The organism is Bradyrhizobium sp. Rc3b (assembly GCF_900114915.1).
Lineage (GTDB): Bacteria > Pseudomonadota > Alphaproteobacteria > Rhizobiales > Xanthobacteraceae > Bradyrhizobium.
Genome location: NZ_FOUS01000001.1, coordinates 34,420 through 49,834, shown reverse-complemented (window position 1 = coordinate 49,834; position 15,415 = coordinate 34,420). Strand labels below are relative to the sequence as shown.

Sequence of the window (15,415 nt, the reverse complement as noted above, 5' to 3'; positions counted from 1 at the left end):
GAAGGGCGTGCGAATCGTTTTAGATCGCATGCCTTTGAGCCTCGGATCTGAATGTCAATCGACGACGACGTAGCGCTTCTCGAGCGTGTCCCGACATTGCGCCTGTTGGGAGACGCCTCGTTGCGCATGCTGGCGATCGGCTCCGAGCAGCGTAACTTCGTCCGCGGCGATACCCTGTTCAATCTCGGCGACGACGCCGATGCCGGCTTCGTAGTCCAGCGCGGCGCCTTTCGGGTCGATGACGGCGCCGGCGCCGAGATGATCGCAGGTCCCGGCGCGCTGATCGGCGAGCTTGCGCTGGTGGTGCCGATGAAGCGGCCATCGAGCGCGATCGCGTTGGAGCATTCCTCCGTCATTCGCGTCGCACGCAGCCTGTTTCAGCGCGTGCTCGAAAGCGACCCCGCCGCAGCGGTTCGGCTGCGCGATGAATTCGCGGTCCGCTCCAGCCAGATTGCCAGCGATATCCTGATGGCGGGTGCGAAGCTGACGTCGTGAGAGGTTGTCGCTCCATCCGGGCTACGGGAGGTCACACCTCCAGCGTCACCGTCACCGGGACATGGTCCGACGGCCGCTCCCAGCTCCGCGCATCGCGCAGGATCCTGAAATCGCTGACCGCATCCTTCAACGCGCGCGAGACCCAGATGTGGTCGAGCCTGCGGCCGCGATCGCCGACGGTCCAGTCGGCGGAGCGGTAGCTCCACCACGTGTAGACTTTTTCCGACATCGGAATCCGCTCGCGCGCGACGTCTACCCATTCGCCGGCGGCCAGCGCGGCCTGCAGCTTTTCGGTTTCGATCGGCGTGTGCGAGACCACCTTCAGAAGCTGCTTGTGCGACCACACATCGTTCTCGTGCGGGGCGACGTTGAGATCGCCGACCAGGATGTGGCGATCCTCTCCGCGCGGATGCAACGGCTCGCACGCCTTCATCTCGTCGAGGAAGCGAAGCTTGTGGTCGAACTTCTCGTTCAGTGCGGGATCGGGAATGTCGCCGCCGGCGGGCACGTAGAAATTATGCACGACCAGCGGCTTTGCGACGTTGGCCTTCTCGCCGAACGATACGGAGATGTGACGCGAATCCACCTTGTCGCAGAAGGTGCGGATGTCCGTCGATTCGAACGGAATCTTCGAGACGATGGCGACGCCGTGATAGCCCTTCTGCCCGTTCAGCGCGACGTGCTCATAGCCGAGCCGCTTGAAGCGCTTCAGCGGAAAGGCATCGTCGATGCACTTGGTCTCCTGCAGGCACAGCACGTCCGGCCGCGCGCTCTTGAGGAATTTCGCGACCAGATCGATGCGCAGCCGCACCGAATTGATGTTCCAGGTTGTCAGGGAAAAACGCATGGGGGATGCGTCTTAGCATGGATTAACGCGGGGAAAATGCTTGTCCACAGCGCGCTCTCGTAGGGTGGGCAAAGCGAAGCGTGCCCACGTGCCTGCCATGAGGCGAGAGATCGTGGGCACGGCGCAAGTGCGCCTTTACCCACCCTACGAGACCTATCCCGGTGCCGGGCCGTAATTGGTGAAATCGATCTTGAACATGCCGGGATCGAGCTTCTTGCTCGAGTCCAGATTGTAGACCGCGATCGTGGTGTCGTAGCCCTGCGGATCGGTGACGGTCCATTGCTTCAACTGACCGTCCTTGGCGCCGAACATCAAGAGGAGGCGGCTGGTGCCGACCAGCGCCTGCTTCTCCTCGATGGTGACGCTGACGAAGACGTCGTCGGCCGAGACGCCAACGACATTGGTGTCCTTCATCAGGTCGATGCGATCCGACAGCAGGAAACGCAGCGGCGTCTGCGACAGCGGATAGACGTCCTGGGTCGCGAGCTTGCGGTCGCGCACCACCAGCGAGGATCCGTCGGCGACGATGTCGATCGGGCTCGGCGCGTCATATTCGAAGCGCACCTTGCCCGGTTTCTGGATGTAGAAATCGCCTTGCGTCTTGCTGCCGTCGGGGCCGACCTGGACGAAATTCCCGACCAGCGTCGACAGCGACGACAGATAGGCACTGACCTTGGCCGCCTGCGCCTTCTGGTTGGCATCGAAGGTCTGGAAGATGCTGCTAGGCACGTTGCGGCGCGGATCCGGGATCACCGGATTCGGCGGCGCCTGAGTCGCACCGGTGACAGCGGGCCCGCCGGCGGACGTTCCGCCGTCGCGGCCCTTCGGCGCGGGTTTCGGCACCGGAACGTTCTGCGCGAACGAGGACGCCGTCACCATCGCAGCGGTGACGAAAAGCACGCCGGCCACGCGCGCGCTTCGCGCAGCGATGGTGGCAGCGAATCGAATGTCCGGATGTCTGATCAACGCGTCGTCCTAACGTGGCTGGGCGTCTTTTAGCGTGATTTCGGGCAAAAGCAGATAACGATTTCGCGTGAAATGATGTCTGGAGGCGGCTGCCTCACATATGGCTGTCTTCTTCCTCGACCAGAATCTCGCGCTTGCCGGCGTGGTTGGCGGGTCCGACGATGCCTTCCAGTTCCATGCGCTCCATCAAGGATGCGGCGCGGTTATAGCCGATCTGCAGGCGACGCTGGATGTAGCTGGTCGAGGCCTTGCGGTCGCGTTTGACGATCGCAACGGCCTGCTGGAAGAGGTCGCCGCCGCCATCGCCGCCCATGCCGGTGGCGTCGAACACCGCACCGTCCTCGTCCTCGGTGGGCTCTTCGGCCGTGACGGCTTCGAGATATTCCGGCTGGCCCTGCGTCTTGAGGTGACGCACCACCTTCTCGACTTCGTCGTCGGAGGCGAAAGGTCCGTGCACGCGGCTGATGCGGCCGCCGCCCGCCATGTAGAGCATGTCGCCCTGGCCGAGCAGCTGCTCGGCGCCCATCTCGCCCAGAATGGTGCGGCTATCGATCTTGGACGTGACCTGGAAGGCGATGCGGGTCGGGAAGTTCGCCTTGATGGTGCCGGTGATGACGTCGACCGACGGACGCTGCGTCGCCAGGATCACGTGCAGGCCGGCGGCGCGCGCCATCTGCGCGAGGCGCTGCACCGCGCCTTCGATGTCCTTGCCGGCGACCATCATCAGGTCGGCCATTTCGTCGACGATGATGACGATGTAGGGCAGCGGATCGAGCGAGAGCTTCTCTTCCTCGTAGATCGCCTTGCCGGTTTCCTTGTCGAAACCGGTGTGCACGGTGCGCGTCGGCTCTTCGCCCTTGGCCTTCAATTCGAGCAGGCGCGTGTTGTAGCCGTCGATGTTGCGCACACCGAGCTTGGCCATGTTCTTGTAGCGCTCCTCCATCTCGCGCACGGCCCATTTCAGCGCGACCACCGCCTTCTTCGGGTCGGTCACGACGGGCGTGAGCAGATGGGGAATGCCGTCATAGACGGAGAGTTCGAGCATCTTCGGATCGACCATGATCAGGCGGCACTGGTCCGGACGCAGCCGGTAGACCAGGCTGAGGATCATGGTGTTGATGGCGACCGATTTGCCGGAGCCGGTGGTGCCGGCGATCAGCATGTGCGGCGTGCGCGCGAGGTCGATGATCACAGGATCGCCGCCGATGGTCTTGCCGAGGCAGAGCGGCAGCTTCGCCACCGTCTCGGTGGCTTCCTTGGCGATCAGCAGCTCGCGCAGATAGACCTTTTCGCGATGCGCGTTCGGCAGCTCGATGCCGATGGCGTTACGGCCGGGCACGACCGCGACGCGCGCCGACAGCGCGCTCATCGAGCGGGCGATGTCGTCGGCGAGCCCGATCACGCGCGACGATTTGATGCCGGGCGCCGGCTCAAGCTCGTACAGCGTGACCACGGGGCCCGGATTGGCTTTGACGATCTCGCCGCGCACGCCAAAGTCCTGGAGCACGCCTTCAAGCGAACGCGAATTGGCTTCCAGCTCGGCCTTGCTGAGCGGCTGGCGATCGCCGGCCTTGGGCGCGGCCAGCACGGAGACGGACGGAAGCTCGAACTTGTCGGAGGATTTCTTCGCGGCGGCTTTCGGGGCAGCCTTCTTGCGCGGGGCGCGCGCGGCAGGCTCCTCCTCTTCCTCCTCGTCTTCTTCCTCTTCCTCGTGCTGATCCTCGTAGTCCTCGTCCTCGTCCTGCGGCGAGATCGAGGGTGCGGCGCGGCCGCCGCCCAGATTCGGCTCCTGGCGGCTGAACGCGACGGCCTTGGTCTTCGGGCCGCTCGAGACCAGCGAGCGGTAAGCGGCACCACACAGCCAGATCAGCCGCGCCTTCGTGCTCATCAGCGCATGGAACAGCCAGCCCAGCGACACCGAGCCGCGATCGTTCTCCTCGTCCTCGTCGAGCGGCTTGTCGTCGTCCTCGATCTCCGAGAGCTCGTCGTCGTGCTCGCGGGCGCTAAGACCGCATGCGATCAGGAATGTCGCGGCCATCGCAGCGAACAGGATCGTGCCCAGCACGATCCGATAGATCGTGCCGGCCGGCCCGAAAATCACTGCAGGCGCGCGTACGAGCGCATCGCCGACCACGCCGCCGAGGCCGGTCGGCAGCGGCCATGCGCCGCCATGCGGCCAGCAGCTGACGAAGCCTGCCGCGATCACCGTGCAGAGAATCCAGGAGCCGAGCCGCAGCGCCTCGCGGTCGAACGGGCGGTGGGTCATCATACGCCAGCCCCAGACCGCGACGGTCAGGACCAGCATGATGGCGCCGAGCCCGAGGATCTGCATCGCAAGGTCGGCGCCGATCGCGCCGGCATAACCGAGAATGTTGCGGATCGGCCTCGAGGTCGCGTGGCTCAGGCTGGGGTCCTGAACCGACCAGGTCATCAGCGCTGCCGAGGCAACGCCCGACAACGCGATCAGGCCGAAGCCGGTGAGCTCGCGCACGCGCCGCGCCAGACCCTCGCGGATCGAGGGCGGCAGATGGCCGACCAGTGGAATGACACGTTCGATTGCCGACATGCTCATGGGCCCCGCCTAACCCAGAGTCTCGACCAGCCGGTGCAGCGCCTGCGCCGTGGTCTCGCCATCTTGCACCAGCGCCAGGCGAATATAGCCTGCGCCGGGATTGAAGCCGTCGGGCTGTTGCCGCGCCAAAAAGCTGCCGGGCACCGCGCGCACGCCTGCTTCCTTGAAGAGTTTCAGCGTTACCGACACGTCATCTCCAATCTCGGACGTGTTGAGCCAGACGCAGAAGCCGGCATCAGGCCGGCGATAGCCGTAGCGGTTGCCGATGATCTGGTCGGCGAGATCGAACTTGATCCGGTAGAGCCGGCGGTTCTCCTCGACATGCGCCTCGTCGCCATAGGCAAAGGTCGCGACATGCTGGAGCGGCACCGGCACCTGCGGCGCCGCGATGTTGCGCAGCTCCAGGAACATGCCGATGAATTTCTTGTCGCCGGCGGCAAAGCCGACGCGCAGGCCCGGCAGGTTGGAGCGCTTCGACAGTGACTGGAACGCAGCCACGCGGGTGAAATCGGGGCCGGCGCATTCGAGCGCACTGCCCGGCGCTTCGCGGGTATAGATCTCCGAATAGCATTCGTCGCTGAGGATCATGAAGCCATAGCGATCGGCGAGGCTCTTCAGGCGCGTGAAGTAGTCGCGCGAGGCGACCGAGCCCTGCGGATTGGCCGGCGAGGCCAGATAGAACGCCACCGTGCGCGCCAGCGTCGCCTCGTCGATGGCATCGAGGTCAGGCAGGAAGCCGTTCTCGACCGTGGTCGGCAGATAGACCGGCTCGCACGCTGCAGCACCCGCGCCGGCGCCGTAGACCGGATAGAACGGGTTCGGCATCAGGATCGCCGGTTTGCCGGGGCGCGGGCCGACATAGCGGACGGCCGCGATCGCGGCGAGGAACAGCCCCTCGCGGCTGCCATTGAGGACGAGAATCTCGCTCTTGGGGTCGAGCGGTCGCGGCAGCTTGAAGCGCGATGATAGCCAGGTGCTCGCGGCCTGGCGGAACGGGTCGGTGCCCTGGTTCATCGGATAGCGGCCGAAATCGGCGATATGCTTGGCCAGCACCGGGCCGACGAAATCAGGCACGGGGTGCTGCGGCTCGCCGACCGCGAGCGAAATCAAAGGCTTGCCGGGTTGATGCGGCGCCAGCAGCTCGTTCAGCCGGACGAAGGGCGAGCGTCCGGTATCGGAGCTTCCACTGGCCTGTGGCGCACGGGATGAAGCGGTCATGACCATTCTGGGCGCCAGCACTCTCGGAACAGCCGGTCGCGCGAAGGCCCCGGCGGGAAGCGGTTCAGTTCACCATAGATAGGGCGAGGTTAAGACGCGATTAACCATCGGCGGGCGGGTCCGTCCAGAGCAGGAATAATGAGGCCGGATAACAACGGGATGCGAGGCCCCCGACCTCTCCCGCTTGCGGGAGAGGTCGGCGCGTAGCGCCGGGTGAGGGCTCTCTCCTCTTGGGGGTTCTCGCCCGCGGAGGCACCCCCACCCCGCCCTCCCCCGCAAGCGGGAGAGGGAGCGCACCGTCACCTTGGTTTGATTCGAACTTCAGCGCCCCGGCAGCTTCTCGAATGTCTTCATGCCCGCCGGGATCGCATGAAACTCCTGGATGTCGCAGGTGTAGATCGCCATCTGCGGATGGAACTGGGTCGGATCATCCAGCGTGCCGACTTTCACGACCACCGCCGGCAGTCCGGGAACCTTGGTCACCAGATGGGTGCCGCACTCGGCGCAGAATTCGCGCGTGACGGCGCGTTCGAGATCCTTGCGCGTGAACTGCTTGGGCTGCCCCAGGGTGTAGCTGAAGCCGGCCGCCGGCATCGCGATGAAGGTGTTGGGTGCGCCGCCCGAGATGTACTGGCACTCGCGGCAATGACACTGGGCCTGCATCATCGGATCACCTTCGGCTTTGTAACGCACTTCGCCGCAATAGCATCCGCCTTCCAAGCGCATGACGACCTCCCGATTATCGTTTCTTGTGGTCGATATTTCTGCGCCGGCGGTGCGGAATGGCAATCCTTTTCTTGGCTGTGAAATCAAAAAGCACCCTGCCAAAAAGAAAGGGGCTCCAGCTTGCGCTGGAGCCCCTCAACGGTCAGGGCATTGCCGGGTATGTGCCCGAACCGTAGTTCTGGACGTGGTCTCCGAGGAGACCACGCCCGGGAGGAGACTTACATGTTGTAGGCGCGCTCGGTGTGCTCGGTGATGTCGAGGCCTTCACGCTCGCTCTCGACATTGGTCCGCAGCCCAACGATCACGTCGACGACCTTGTAGAGGATCGCCGAACCGATGCCCGACCACACCAGCGTGGTGCCGACGCCCCAGATCTGGGACATCATCTGCGCCGCGAAGTCGTAGTCGCCGACCTTCGGCGGGATCGCGGTGTAGTCCATGACGCCAGCGCCACCGAGGGCGGGGTTGACGAGGATGCCGGTGCCGATGGCGCCGACGATGCCGCCGACGCAGTGCACGCCGAACACGTCGAGGCTGTCATCGTAGCCGAGTGCGTTCTTCACGACGGTGCAGAAGAACAGGCAGACCACGCCGACGATGAGGCCGAGGACGATCGCGCCCATGACGCCGGAGTAGCCGGCCGCAGGGGTGACCGCCACGAGGCCCGCGACAGCGCCGGAGATGACGCCGAGCACCGACGGGTGACCCTTGATGATCCACTCCGCGAACATCCACGACAGCGCGGCGGCTGCGGTGGCGACGAAGGAGTTGGTCATGGCGAGGGCGGCGCCGCCGTTGGCTTCGAGGTTGGAGCCGGCGTTGAAGCCAAACCAGCCGACCCAGAGCAGCGAGGCGCCGATCATCGACATGGTCAGCGAGTGCGGGGCCATCAGCTCCTTGCCGTAGCCGACGCGCTTGCCGATCAGGAGAGCGCCGACGAGGCCTGCGATGCCGGCGTTGATGTGCACCACGGTGCCGCCCGCGAAGTCGATCGCGCCCTTCTTGAAGATCCAGCCGGCGTCGGCATTAATCTCGTCGAGCTTGGCCTGCGCCGCGGTCTTCGCGGCCGCATCAGTGGCGGCAGCGAGCGCCTTGGCCGCATCCTGGATCAGGTCCGGACCCTGCCAGTACCAGACCATGTGCGCGATCGGGAAGTAGATCAGCGTGACCCAGAGCGGGATGAACAGGGCGATCGCCGAGAACTTCATGCGCTCGGCGAAGGCGCCGACGATGAGGGCGGGCGTGATCGCCGCGAAGGTCATCTGGAAGCAGACATAGATGAGCTCCGAGATGTTGGCGTCGACCGAGAAGGTCGCGGCCTTCGTATCGGTGGTGACGCCCATCATGAAGGCCTTGGAGAAGCCGCCGATGAAGTCGGAACCGCCGGTGAAGGTGAGGCTGTAGCCGTACACGGCCCAGATCACGGTGACGACGCAGACGGTGTAGAACACCTGCATCAGGACGGAGAGCATGTTCTTGGAACGGACGAGACCGCCGTAGAACAGCGCGAGGCCGGGGATCGTCATCAACAGCACCAGCACTGTCGATGTCAGCATCCAGGCGTTGTCTCCCTTGTTGACCGTTGGCTCGGCGTAGGCTGCGGTCGCAGCGAACAGGCCGACTGCGAGAGCCGCCAATCCCGCGCCATAGGGACGCTTGAACGTCATATTATTCACTCCTGATTGGATAAAGGTTGAGCGCGAAATCAAAGGGCCGCGGCATCGGCCTCGCCGGTGCGGATGCGCACCGCGTGGTCGAGGTTGATGACGAAGATCTTGCCGTCGCCGATCTGTCCGGTTTTCGCGGCGGACGTGATGGCGTCGATGGTCTTGTCGACCTGGTCGGAGGCGACAGCGACCTCGATCTTGATCTTGGGCAGGAAGCTCACGGCATATTCGGCGCCGCGATAGATTTCCGTATGGCCCTTCTGGCGGCCATATCCCTTGACTTCCGTCACCGTGAGACCGTGAACGCCGATGGCGGTCAGGGCGTCACGGACTTCTTCCAGCTTGAATGGCTTGATAATCGCCATAACAATTTTCATGGGTCCTATCCCCGCTTGGGCCCGGTCCGGACGTGGCCGGGCGTTCTCGACTGGTTCGCCACGAGGGAGAAAGTTCACTACGCGGGCACAGCCTGGACCGTTAGAATCAAATGCCGTGCCAGATCGGGCGCGTTGCCTAACGGGCTATGAAAACGGGTGTTTTCGCGATGAACGCGCATTGCGGTGCAGTGCGCTATTCCGTCGCGCCCAAAACGTGGTCATGCCTGCTCAAAATGCGAGCATGACAGGCTGCCGACACAATATTGCTCATGCGTCGGGCAGTGTAGAGGTAATTAAGTAGCGTCACCGCTTATTGCAGGGCTTCGCCGTGCTGCGAAATATCGAGCCCCTCGAGTTCGTGCTCACGGGATACGCGCAAGGGCACGAACAGGCCGACCAGCTTTAGCAGGATGAAGCTCAGGCCAGCCGACCAGACAAAGGTGACGGCGACGCCATAGAACTGGATCAGGAGCTGCTGCGGGTGGCCCTCCAGCAGGCCGGCGGTGCCGCCGATGGCGCTGGTTGCGAACACGCCGGCGAGCAGGGCTCCGGTCAGGCCGCCGATGCCGTGGACGCCGAACACGTCGAGCGAATCGTCATAGTTGAAGCGATGCTTCAGCCAGGTGCAGGCCCAATAGCAAACCGCCCCCGCAATGATGCCGATGACGATGCCGTGCCAGGGTGCGACGAAGCCGGAGGCCGGCGTGATGGTGCCGAGCCCGGCCACCGCGCCGGAAATCATGCCGAGCACGGACGGCTTGCGCCGCGTCGACCACTCGATCGCGCCCCAGGTCAGCGCGCCGGAGCAGGCGGCAAGATGGGTCGCGATGATCGCCATTACGGCGCGTGAATTGGCCGCGCCCGCCGAGCCGCCGTTGAAGCCGAACCAGCCGACCCACAACAGGCCGGTGCCCATCACCGCGAGCGAAAGATCGAACGGCGAGAGATTTTCGGTGCCGTAGCCGTGACGGCGCCCCATCACCTTTGCCGCAACGAGGCCGCCGGTGCCGGCCGACAGATGCACCACGAGACCGCCGGCGAAATCCAAGACGCCCATGCTGGCGAGGAAGCCGCCGCCCCACACCCAATGCGCCAGCGGAATGTAGACGAAGATGAACCAGGCGACGGAGAACAGGAGATAGGCGGAGAACCGCATCCGGTCCGCAACCGAGCCCGCGACCAGCGCCACCGTGATGATGGCAAACGTCATCTGATACAGCATGAACAGCGCTTCCGGGATGGTCTTCGCGGCCGGGTTGACGCTGTCCATGGTCATGCCGGCGAGAAACCAGCGGTCGAGCGTGCCGATCCACGGGCCGTCGCCGACGAAGCACAGCGAATAGCCGAACGCGACCCAGAGAATGGAGATCAAAGTCACCGCGGCGAGGCTCTGCGCCATGGTGGCGAGCACGTTCTTCTTGCGCACCATGCCGGAATAGAACAGCGCCAGGCCCGGGATCGTCATCATCAGCACCAGCGCGGTGGCGACGATCATCCAGGCGGTGTCGGCCGTGTTGATCTCGGAGGCCGCGGCGCGCGCCGGCGAAGCCATGATCGACACAAGTCCGATCGGCGCAGCCATGGCAGCTGCGCGGCGCAAATATCCCGCCATGTCGTTCCCCCCGGCATCAATTGGCGTCGCACATTGTGGCGTCGTTGCCCGGTGCGATCGAAGAAGATCAAAGCGTTTTCAAGCGAAGTGGATATCGGTTCGCGTGAAGAAAACGCGTCAAAAACTAAGATCTAGAGCGCGTCGCTGTCGGTCTCGCCGGTGCGGATGCGCAGCGCGTGGTCGATCGGCGTGACGAAGATCTTGCCGTCGCCGATCTGCCCGGTGCGCGCGGTCGAGGTGATCACGGCGACCGCCTTGTCGGCGACGTCGGAGGCGACCGCGATCTCGATGCGCAGCTTCGGCAGGAAGTTCACGACATATTCGGCGCCGCGATAGATTTCGGTGTGGCCCTTTTGCCGGCCATAACCCTTCACCTCGGTCACGGTCATGCCGTGGACGCCGATCGCCGTCAGGGCCTGGCGGACCTCATCGAGCTTGAAAGGTTTGATGATCGCGACGACGAGTTTCATGGTCAGGCCTATTCCCCGGGATGCGCCGCGCCGTATGTCCCCGGCGCAGCGTCAATCTGGCATCTTTCCGGGCAAATGGCACAAAAAAGTTGCAGACTGAAGCGGAAAAACGTTTGAGCTTATGAACGGCCGCCTCTGTACAGGGCATCCGTTCATCCTTCACAATGCATTTTTGGCATGGATGCGGTGAACCCGCGCCTGCCAAGCGGTACATAAGTATTTTGAGGGGACGCTTCATGGCGAGTTGGTTCTACGCATCCGAGGGCAAGCAGCAGGGGCCCTTTCCGGAAGGGCAATTCCGCGATCTCGTCGCCCAGGGCGTCGTGCGCCCGGATACGCTGGTGTGGACCGAGGGCATGGCCGGCTGGCAAAAGGCCGCCGAAATCCCCGGCCTGGTCGGGGGCGGCGGCGCGCCGCCAATGATCCCCGCGGGCGGCCCGCCGATGATGGGCTCCGGTGGTTATGCCGGCGGCGGAGGCGGAGTGGCGGGATCGCTGGCGGTCGATTTCGGCGTCCTCGAGTTCACCTGGCGCAGCATCGTCTTGATGATCGGAATGATCTTCGTCATTCCGGCGCCGTGGGCGTTCGTCTGGTACACGCAATGGATCGTGTCCTGCGTCAAGGTCCCGGGGCGGCCGAACCTCAGCTTCACCGGGAGCGCGATGACGCTGGTGCCGTGGTATTTCGGCTTCATCGTTCTCGCCATCGCGCTCGCCTTCGTCGGCAGCCAGCTGCTGAGCAATCTGCTCTTCATCGTCCAGATCGTCCTCTACTGGCTCCTGATCAAATGGATGGTCGCGAACCTCGCCTCCAACGGACAGCCGCTGGGCTTGAGCTTCACGGGTTCGATCTGGGCCTATATCGGCTGGAGCCTGCTGTTCGGGATCTCCATCATCACCATCATCGGTTGGGCCTGGGTTGCCGCAGCCCAGATGCGCTGGTTCTGCCGCAGCATCGAAGGCACGCGGCGCGAAATCGTGTTCAAGGGCAGTGGTCTCGGCATCCTGTGGCGCGGCATCGTCGCCGCGATCCTGTGCAGTCTGATCATCCCGATTCCGTGGGTGTATCGCTGGATCATGAACTGGTTCGCGTCGGAGACCGTTCTTGCGCCGCGCGGGTCGCAGGCGGCCATGTAATGGCTGCTGGCCGCTTGTAGCGAACGGACAAGATGTCGAACCGCATCTGGTTTCACGCGTCGGGCAGCCAGCAGAAGGGGCCGTTTCCCGAGCCGCAGTTTCGCGACCTCATCGCCCAGGGCATCGTGCGCGCCGATACGCTGGTCTGGGCGGAAGGGATGGCGGGTTGGCAGAAAGCCGGCGAGGTGCCGGGCATCATCTCCGGCGCCGCAGCGCCGCCGTCATTGCCGGTCGGTGGAAGTCCGGGCAGCGACAGCGGCGGTCCGCTATCGGTGGACCTGCCGGTCTGGTCGTTCACGGGATGGTGGATCCTGGTGATGATCGGCAGTCTGCTGGTGATCCCGTCGCCCTGGACCGGGACAGGATATTATCGCTGGCTGTTTCCGCGCATGCACGTTCCGCAGCGGCCGAACCTCGCCTTTACCGGACAGGTTGGAGACATCTGGTACGTCTTCATCGCGATGGGACTGGCGGGCTGTCTGGGCTATATCGACAGCCTCCTCCAGATTTTCGGAGTGCTAGTTCAGGCCGTTTTATCCTGGGTGCTCATTCGCTGGGTGGTCGCCAATATCAGCTCGAACGGTCAGCCGATGCGGATGACGTTCACAGGCAGCGTCTGGGGCTTCGTCGGCTGGCAGATCCTGACGTTCCTCGCGGTCTTCACGATCATCGGCTGGGCTTGGGTCATGGCCGCGTGGACGCGGTGGATTTGCCGCAACGTCAGCGGGACGCGCCGCGAGATGGTCTTCACCGCCACCGGTCTTGATCTGCTTTGGCGCACAGTCGCGTTTTGCCTCGGCTGTCTTTTCATCATTCCGATTCCGTGGCTGCTGCGCTGGTACTTCACCTGGACCATGGCGCAATTCGTGCTCATTGAGCGCAGCACTGCCGCCAATGCCTAAGACTTCCGTTCGCGCACGGAGCCTTCCTGCGCGACAGAGGCGACCAGCGTACCGTCCGGCTTGAAGATCGAGCCGCGGGTCAGGCCGCGGCCGCCGCGCGCACTCGGCGAATCCTGCGCGTAGAGCAGCCATTCGTCGGCGCGGAACGGGCGGTGAAACCACATCGCGTGGTCGAGACTGGCCGGCATCATGCGCTTGTCGAACAGCGTGCGGCCATAGCGTGCCATGATTGCATCCAGCAGCGAGAAATCCGAGGCGTAGGCGAGCGCGCACATGTGCAGCGCTGGATCGTCAGGCAGCTTCGCGGCGGTCTTGATCCAGACGTGGATGCGGCCGTCGTCGATCTTCTGGCCGAAATAACGGCCGAGCTCGACCGGACGCAGCTCGATCGGACGATCGGATTCATAATAGCGGCGGATGAACTCCGGCATCTCCTTGAACATCGGCTGCTTCGCCACCTCCTCCGCCGTGAGCTTCTCCGGCGGTGGCACGTCGGGCATCTTGTCCTGATGGTCGAACGCACTCTCCTCTTCGGCGTGGAACGACACCATGATCGAGAAGATCGCGTTGCCGTGCTGGATCGCCGTGACGCGGCGGGTCGAATAGCTCTTGCCGTCGCGCAGGCGTTCGACCTGGTAGATGATCGGGATCTGCGGATCGCCCGGCAGGACGAAATAGCAGTGCAGCGAATGCGGCAGCCGGCCCTCGACCGTGCGGCAGGCCGCGACCATCGCCTGCCCGATCACCTGGCCGCCGAACACCCGCTGCCAGCTGGTCTTCGGGCTGTTGCCCCGGAACAGATTCACCTCGAGCTGCTCGAGGTCGAGGATCGAAATGAGGTCGATCAGGCTTTTGGACATGGAGTGAGCTTTCTCGCCGTCGTTCCGGGGCGGATGGTCCGGAATGACACAATGGGCCGTTCCGCCCTTGTTTCACCGCACTGTTTCGCCCACCTCAAGTCTGCTAGCAAGACCAGGATTTGACCGGGAATTTGGGTATGTCGGTACAGGGTAGCATTGTCATTGGTGGCGGCGCGTTTGCAGGGCTTGCGCTGGCCCTGGCGCTGCGACAGGGGCTCGGGCCCGAGATTCCCGTCATCGTCGCCGATCCCGCCCTCGCCACGCGGCCGAGCCGCGACCCCCGCGCCACCGCGATCGTGGCGGCCTGCCGCCGCCTGTTCGAGGCGATCGGCGCCTGGGACGACGTCAGGAGCGAGGCGCAGCCGATCCTCCACATGGTCGTCACAGACTCGAAACTCGAAGATGCCACTCGTCCGGTCTTCCTCAATTTTGCCGGCGATGTCGCGCCGGGCGAGCCCTTCGCGCACATGGTCGAGAACCGCCGCCTGATTGATGCGCTGGTGGTGCGTGCCGAGGCCGAGGGCATCGATCTGCGCGCCACCACGGTCGCATCCTACGATGCGCGCGCCGAGGGCATCGACGTGACGCTCGGGGACGGCAGCGTCATCGCGGCCAGCCTGCTGGTTGCCGCCGATGGTGCGAGGTCAAAGCTGCGCGAGCGCGCCGGCATCGCCACCCATGGCTGGGAGTATGACCAATCCGGCATCGTCGTCACGGTCGGCCATGAGCGTGATCACGAGGGCCGCGCCGAAGAGCATTTTCTGCCGGCCGGCCCATTCGCGATCCTGCCGCTCTCGGGAAAACGCTCGTCGCTGGTGTGGACCGAGCGGCGAGCTGAGGCCGCGCGCATCATTGCTCTCAGCGACGAAGAGTTTCACGCCGAGCTCGAGCAGCGTTTCGGCCTGCATCTCGGCGAGGTGAAGGCGCTCGACAAGCCGCGCGCGTTTCCGCTGTCCTATTTCGTCGCGCGCTCCTTCATCGCCACCCGCCTCGCGCTGGTCGGCGATGCCGCCCACGTCATCCATCCCATCGCGGGCCAGGGCCTCAACATGGGCCTGAAGGATGTCGCCGCGCTGGCCGAGGTCGTCGTCGATGCCGCGCGGCTCGGCATGGATCTCGGCGCCGCCGACGTGCTCGAGCGTTACCAGCGCTGGCGCCGCTTCGACACCATGGCGATGGGCGTTGCGACCAACTCGCTGAACTTCCTGTTCTCCAACCAGTCGACGCTGCTGCGCACCGTCCGCGACATCGGCCTCGGCCTCGTCGACCGCGCCCCGCCGCTGAAGAACCTCTTCATCCGCCAGGCCGCGGGATTGACGGGCGAGGTGCCGCGGCTGCTGAAGGGCGAGGCGTTGTAGGTTTTCGCTGGCGCCACACACCCCGTCGTCGTCCCGGCGAAGGCCGGGATCCATACTCCGCAGCAAGAGTGTTGCGAGGACTCGGAGTTACCAGCGCGTACAACAACGCAATTCGGTGGTTATGGGTCCTGGCTTTCGCCAGGACGACACCGAGGATGTTGCGCGGCTATCGCACACCAACTTCGTAGCCCGGATGGAGCGAAGCGTAA

At 64.4% G+C, this 15,415-nt stretch carries 14 protein-coding genes; 4 read left to right on the top strand and 10 right to left on the bottom strand.

Going from position 1 to position 15,415, the window contains the following annotated elements; all coding sequences use genetic code 11:
* The first annotated feature begins 51 nt into the window (after nucleotides 1-51).
* Entirely contained in the window at nucleotides 52-495 is a 444-nt protein-coding gene (locus tag BM190_RS00235; protein WP_018323556.1) for a cyclic nucleotide-binding domain-containing protein, read from the top strand.
* 31 nt (nucleotides 496-526) lie between these two features.
* On the opposite strand, the gene xth is transcribed toward BM190_RS00235, so the two are convergent.
* From xth to BM190_RS00190, 9 genes are all read right to left on the bottom strand, one after another.
* Nucleotides 527-1,342, bottom strand: a complete 816-nt coding sequence (gene xth, locus BM190_RS00230; protein ID WP_092251306.1) for an exodeoxyribonuclease III — start codon at nucleotides 1,340-1,342, stop codon at nucleotides 527-529.
* Nucleotides 1,343-1,495: 153 nt separating this feature from the next.
* Nucleotides 1,496-2,251, bottom strand: a complete 756-nt coding sequence (locus BM190_RS00225; RefSeq protein ID WP_092251305.1) for an outer membrane lipoprotein carrier protein LolA — start codon at nucleotides 2,249-2,251, stop codon at nucleotides 1,496-1,498.
* Nucleotides 2,252-2,402: 151 nt separating this feature from the next.
* Nucleotides 2,403-4,880: a DNA translocase FtsK gene (locus BM190_RS00220; RefSeq protein WP_092251304.1), complete on the bottom strand. Its 2,478-nt coding sequence runs from the start codon at nucleotides 4,878-4,880 to the stop codon at nucleotides 2,403-2,405.
* A gap of 9 nt (nucleotides 4,881-4,889) precedes the next feature.
* Nucleotides 4,890-6,104, bottom strand: a complete 1,215-nt coding sequence (locus tag BM190_RS00215; RefSeq protein ID WP_092251302.1) for an aminotransferase class I/II-fold pyridoxal phosphate-dependent enzyme — start codon at nucleotides 6,102-6,104, stop codon at nucleotides 4,890-4,892.
* 315 nt (nucleotides 6,105-6,419) lie between these two features.
* Nucleotides 6,420-6,824: a GFA family protein gene (locus BM190_RS00210; protein ID WP_092251902.1), complete on the bottom strand. Its 405-nt coding sequence runs from the start codon at nucleotides 6,822-6,824 to the stop codon at nucleotides 6,420-6,422.
* A gap of 218 nt (nucleotides 6,825-7,042) precedes the next feature.
* Nucleotides 7,043-8,491, bottom strand: a complete 1,449-nt coding sequence (locus BM190_RS00205) for an ammonium transporter (protein ID WP_018323562.1) — start codon at nucleotides 8,489-8,491, stop codon at nucleotides 7,043-7,045.
* A gap of 38 nt (nucleotides 8,492-8,529) precedes the next feature.
* Nucleotides 8,530-8,868 carry a P-II family nitrogen regulator gene (locus tag BM190_RS00200; RefSeq protein ID WP_008142813.1) on the bottom strand — a complete coding sequence of 113 codons (339 nt, stop codon included), beginning with the start codon at nucleotides 8,866-8,868 and terminating at the stop codon, nucleotides 8,530-8,532.
* 310 nt (nucleotides 8,869-9,178) lie between these two features.
* Nucleotides 9,179-10,480 carry an ammonium transporter gene (locus BM190_RS00195; RefSeq protein WP_092251301.1) on the bottom strand — a complete coding sequence of 434 codons (1,302 nt, stop codon included), beginning with the start codon at nucleotides 10,478-10,480 and terminating at the stop codon, nucleotides 9,179-9,181.
* Between the two features lie 131 nt (nucleotides 10,481-10,611).
* Entirely contained in the window at nucleotides 10,612-10,950 is a 339-nt protein-coding gene (locus tag BM190_RS00190) for a P-II family nitrogen regulator (protein WP_018323564.1), read from the bottom strand.
* Between the two features lie 236 nt (nucleotides 10,951-11,186).
* Here BM190_RS00190 and BM190_RS00185 point away from each other — a divergent pair, with 236 nt between their 5' ends.
* Nucleotides 11,187-12,086 carry a DUF4339 domain-containing protein gene (locus BM190_RS00185; protein WP_018323565.1) on the top strand — a complete coding sequence of 300 codons (900 nt, stop codon included), beginning with the start codon at nucleotides 11,187-11,189 and terminating at the stop codon, nucleotides 12,084-12,086.
* Nucleotides 12,087-12,118: 32 nt separating this feature from the next.
* Nucleotides 12,119-12,988: a DUF4339 domain-containing protein gene (locus tag BM190_RS00180; RefSeq protein WP_092251300.1), complete on the top strand. Its 870-nt coding sequence runs from the start codon at nucleotides 12,119-12,121 to the stop codon at nucleotides 12,986-12,988.
* On the opposite strand, the gene tesB is transcribed toward BM190_RS00180, so the two are convergent.
* Nucleotides 12,985-13,848: an acyl-CoA thioesterase II gene (gene tesB / locus BM190_RS00175; protein ID WP_018323567.1), complete on the bottom strand. Its 864-nt coding sequence runs from the start codon at nucleotides 13,846-13,848 to the stop codon at nucleotides 12,985-12,987. The two genes, BM190_RS00180 and tesB, sit on opposite strands and share 4 nt — an antisense overlap.
* A 137-nt stretch (nucleotides 13,849-13,985) precedes the next feature.
* Here tesB and BM190_RS00170 point away from each other — a divergent pair, with 137 nt between their 5' ends.
* A complete protein-coding gene (locus BM190_RS00170) occupies nucleotides 13,986-15,206 on the top strand; it encodes a ubiquinone biosynthesis hydroxylase (protein ID WP_092251299.1) in 1,221 nt (406 codons plus the stop codon).
* The last annotated feature ends 209 nt before the right edge of the window (nucleotides 15,207-15,415 follow it).

Bases quoted from the DNA above. Each gene is read 5' to 3' on its own strand.
- BM190_RS00235 (WP_018323556.1), top strand. From the start codon at position 52: ATGTCAATCGACGACGACGTAGCGCTTCTCGAGCGTGTCCCGACATTG.
- xth (WP_092251306.1), bottom strand. From the start codon at position 1,342: ATGCGTTTTTCCCTGACAACCTGGAACATCAATTCGGTGCGGCTGCGC.
- BM190_RS00220 (WP_092251304.1), bottom strand. From the start codon at position 4,880: ATGAGCATGTCGGCAATCGAACGTGTCATTCCACTGGTCGGCCATCTG.
- BM190_RS00215 (WP_092251302.1), bottom strand. From the start codon at position 6,104: ATGGTCATGACCGCTTCATCCCGTGCGCCACAGGCCAGTGGAAGCTCC.
- BM190_RS00210 (WP_092251902.1), bottom strand. From the start codon at position 6,824: ATGCGCTTGGAAGGCGGATGCTATTGCGGCGAAGTGCGTTACAAAGCC.
- BM190_RS00205 (WP_018323562.1), bottom strand. From the start codon at position 8,491: ATGACGTTCAAGCGTCCCTATGGCGCGGGATTGGCGGCTCTCGCAGTC.
- BM190_RS00200 (WP_008142813.1), bottom strand. From the start codon at position 8,868: ATGAAAATTGTTATGGCGATTATCAAGCCATTCAAGCTGGAAGAAGTC.
- BM190_RS00195 (WP_092251301.1), bottom strand. From the start codon at position 10,480: ATGGCGGGATATTTGCGCCGCGCAGCTGCCATGGCTGCGCCGATCGGA.
- BM190_RS00190 (WP_018323564.1), bottom strand. From the start codon at position 10,950: ATGAAACTCGTCGTCGCGATCATCAAACCTTTCAAGCTCGATGAGGTC.
- BM190_RS00185 (WP_018323565.1), top strand. From the start codon at position 11,187: ATGGCGAGTTGGTTCTACGCATCCGAGGGCAAGCAGCAGGGGCCCTTT.
- BM190_RS00180 (WP_092251300.1), top strand. From the start codon at position 12,119: ATGTCGAACCGCATCTGGTTTCACGCGTCGGGCAGCCAGCAGAAGGGG.
- tesB (WP_018323567.1), bottom strand. From the start codon at position 13,848: ATGTCCAAAAGCCTGATCGACCTCATTTCGATCCTCGACCTCGAGCAG.
- BM190_RS00170 (WP_092251299.1), top strand. From the start codon at position 13,986: ATGTCGGTACAGGGTAGCATTGTCATTGGTGGCGGCGCGTTTGCAGGG.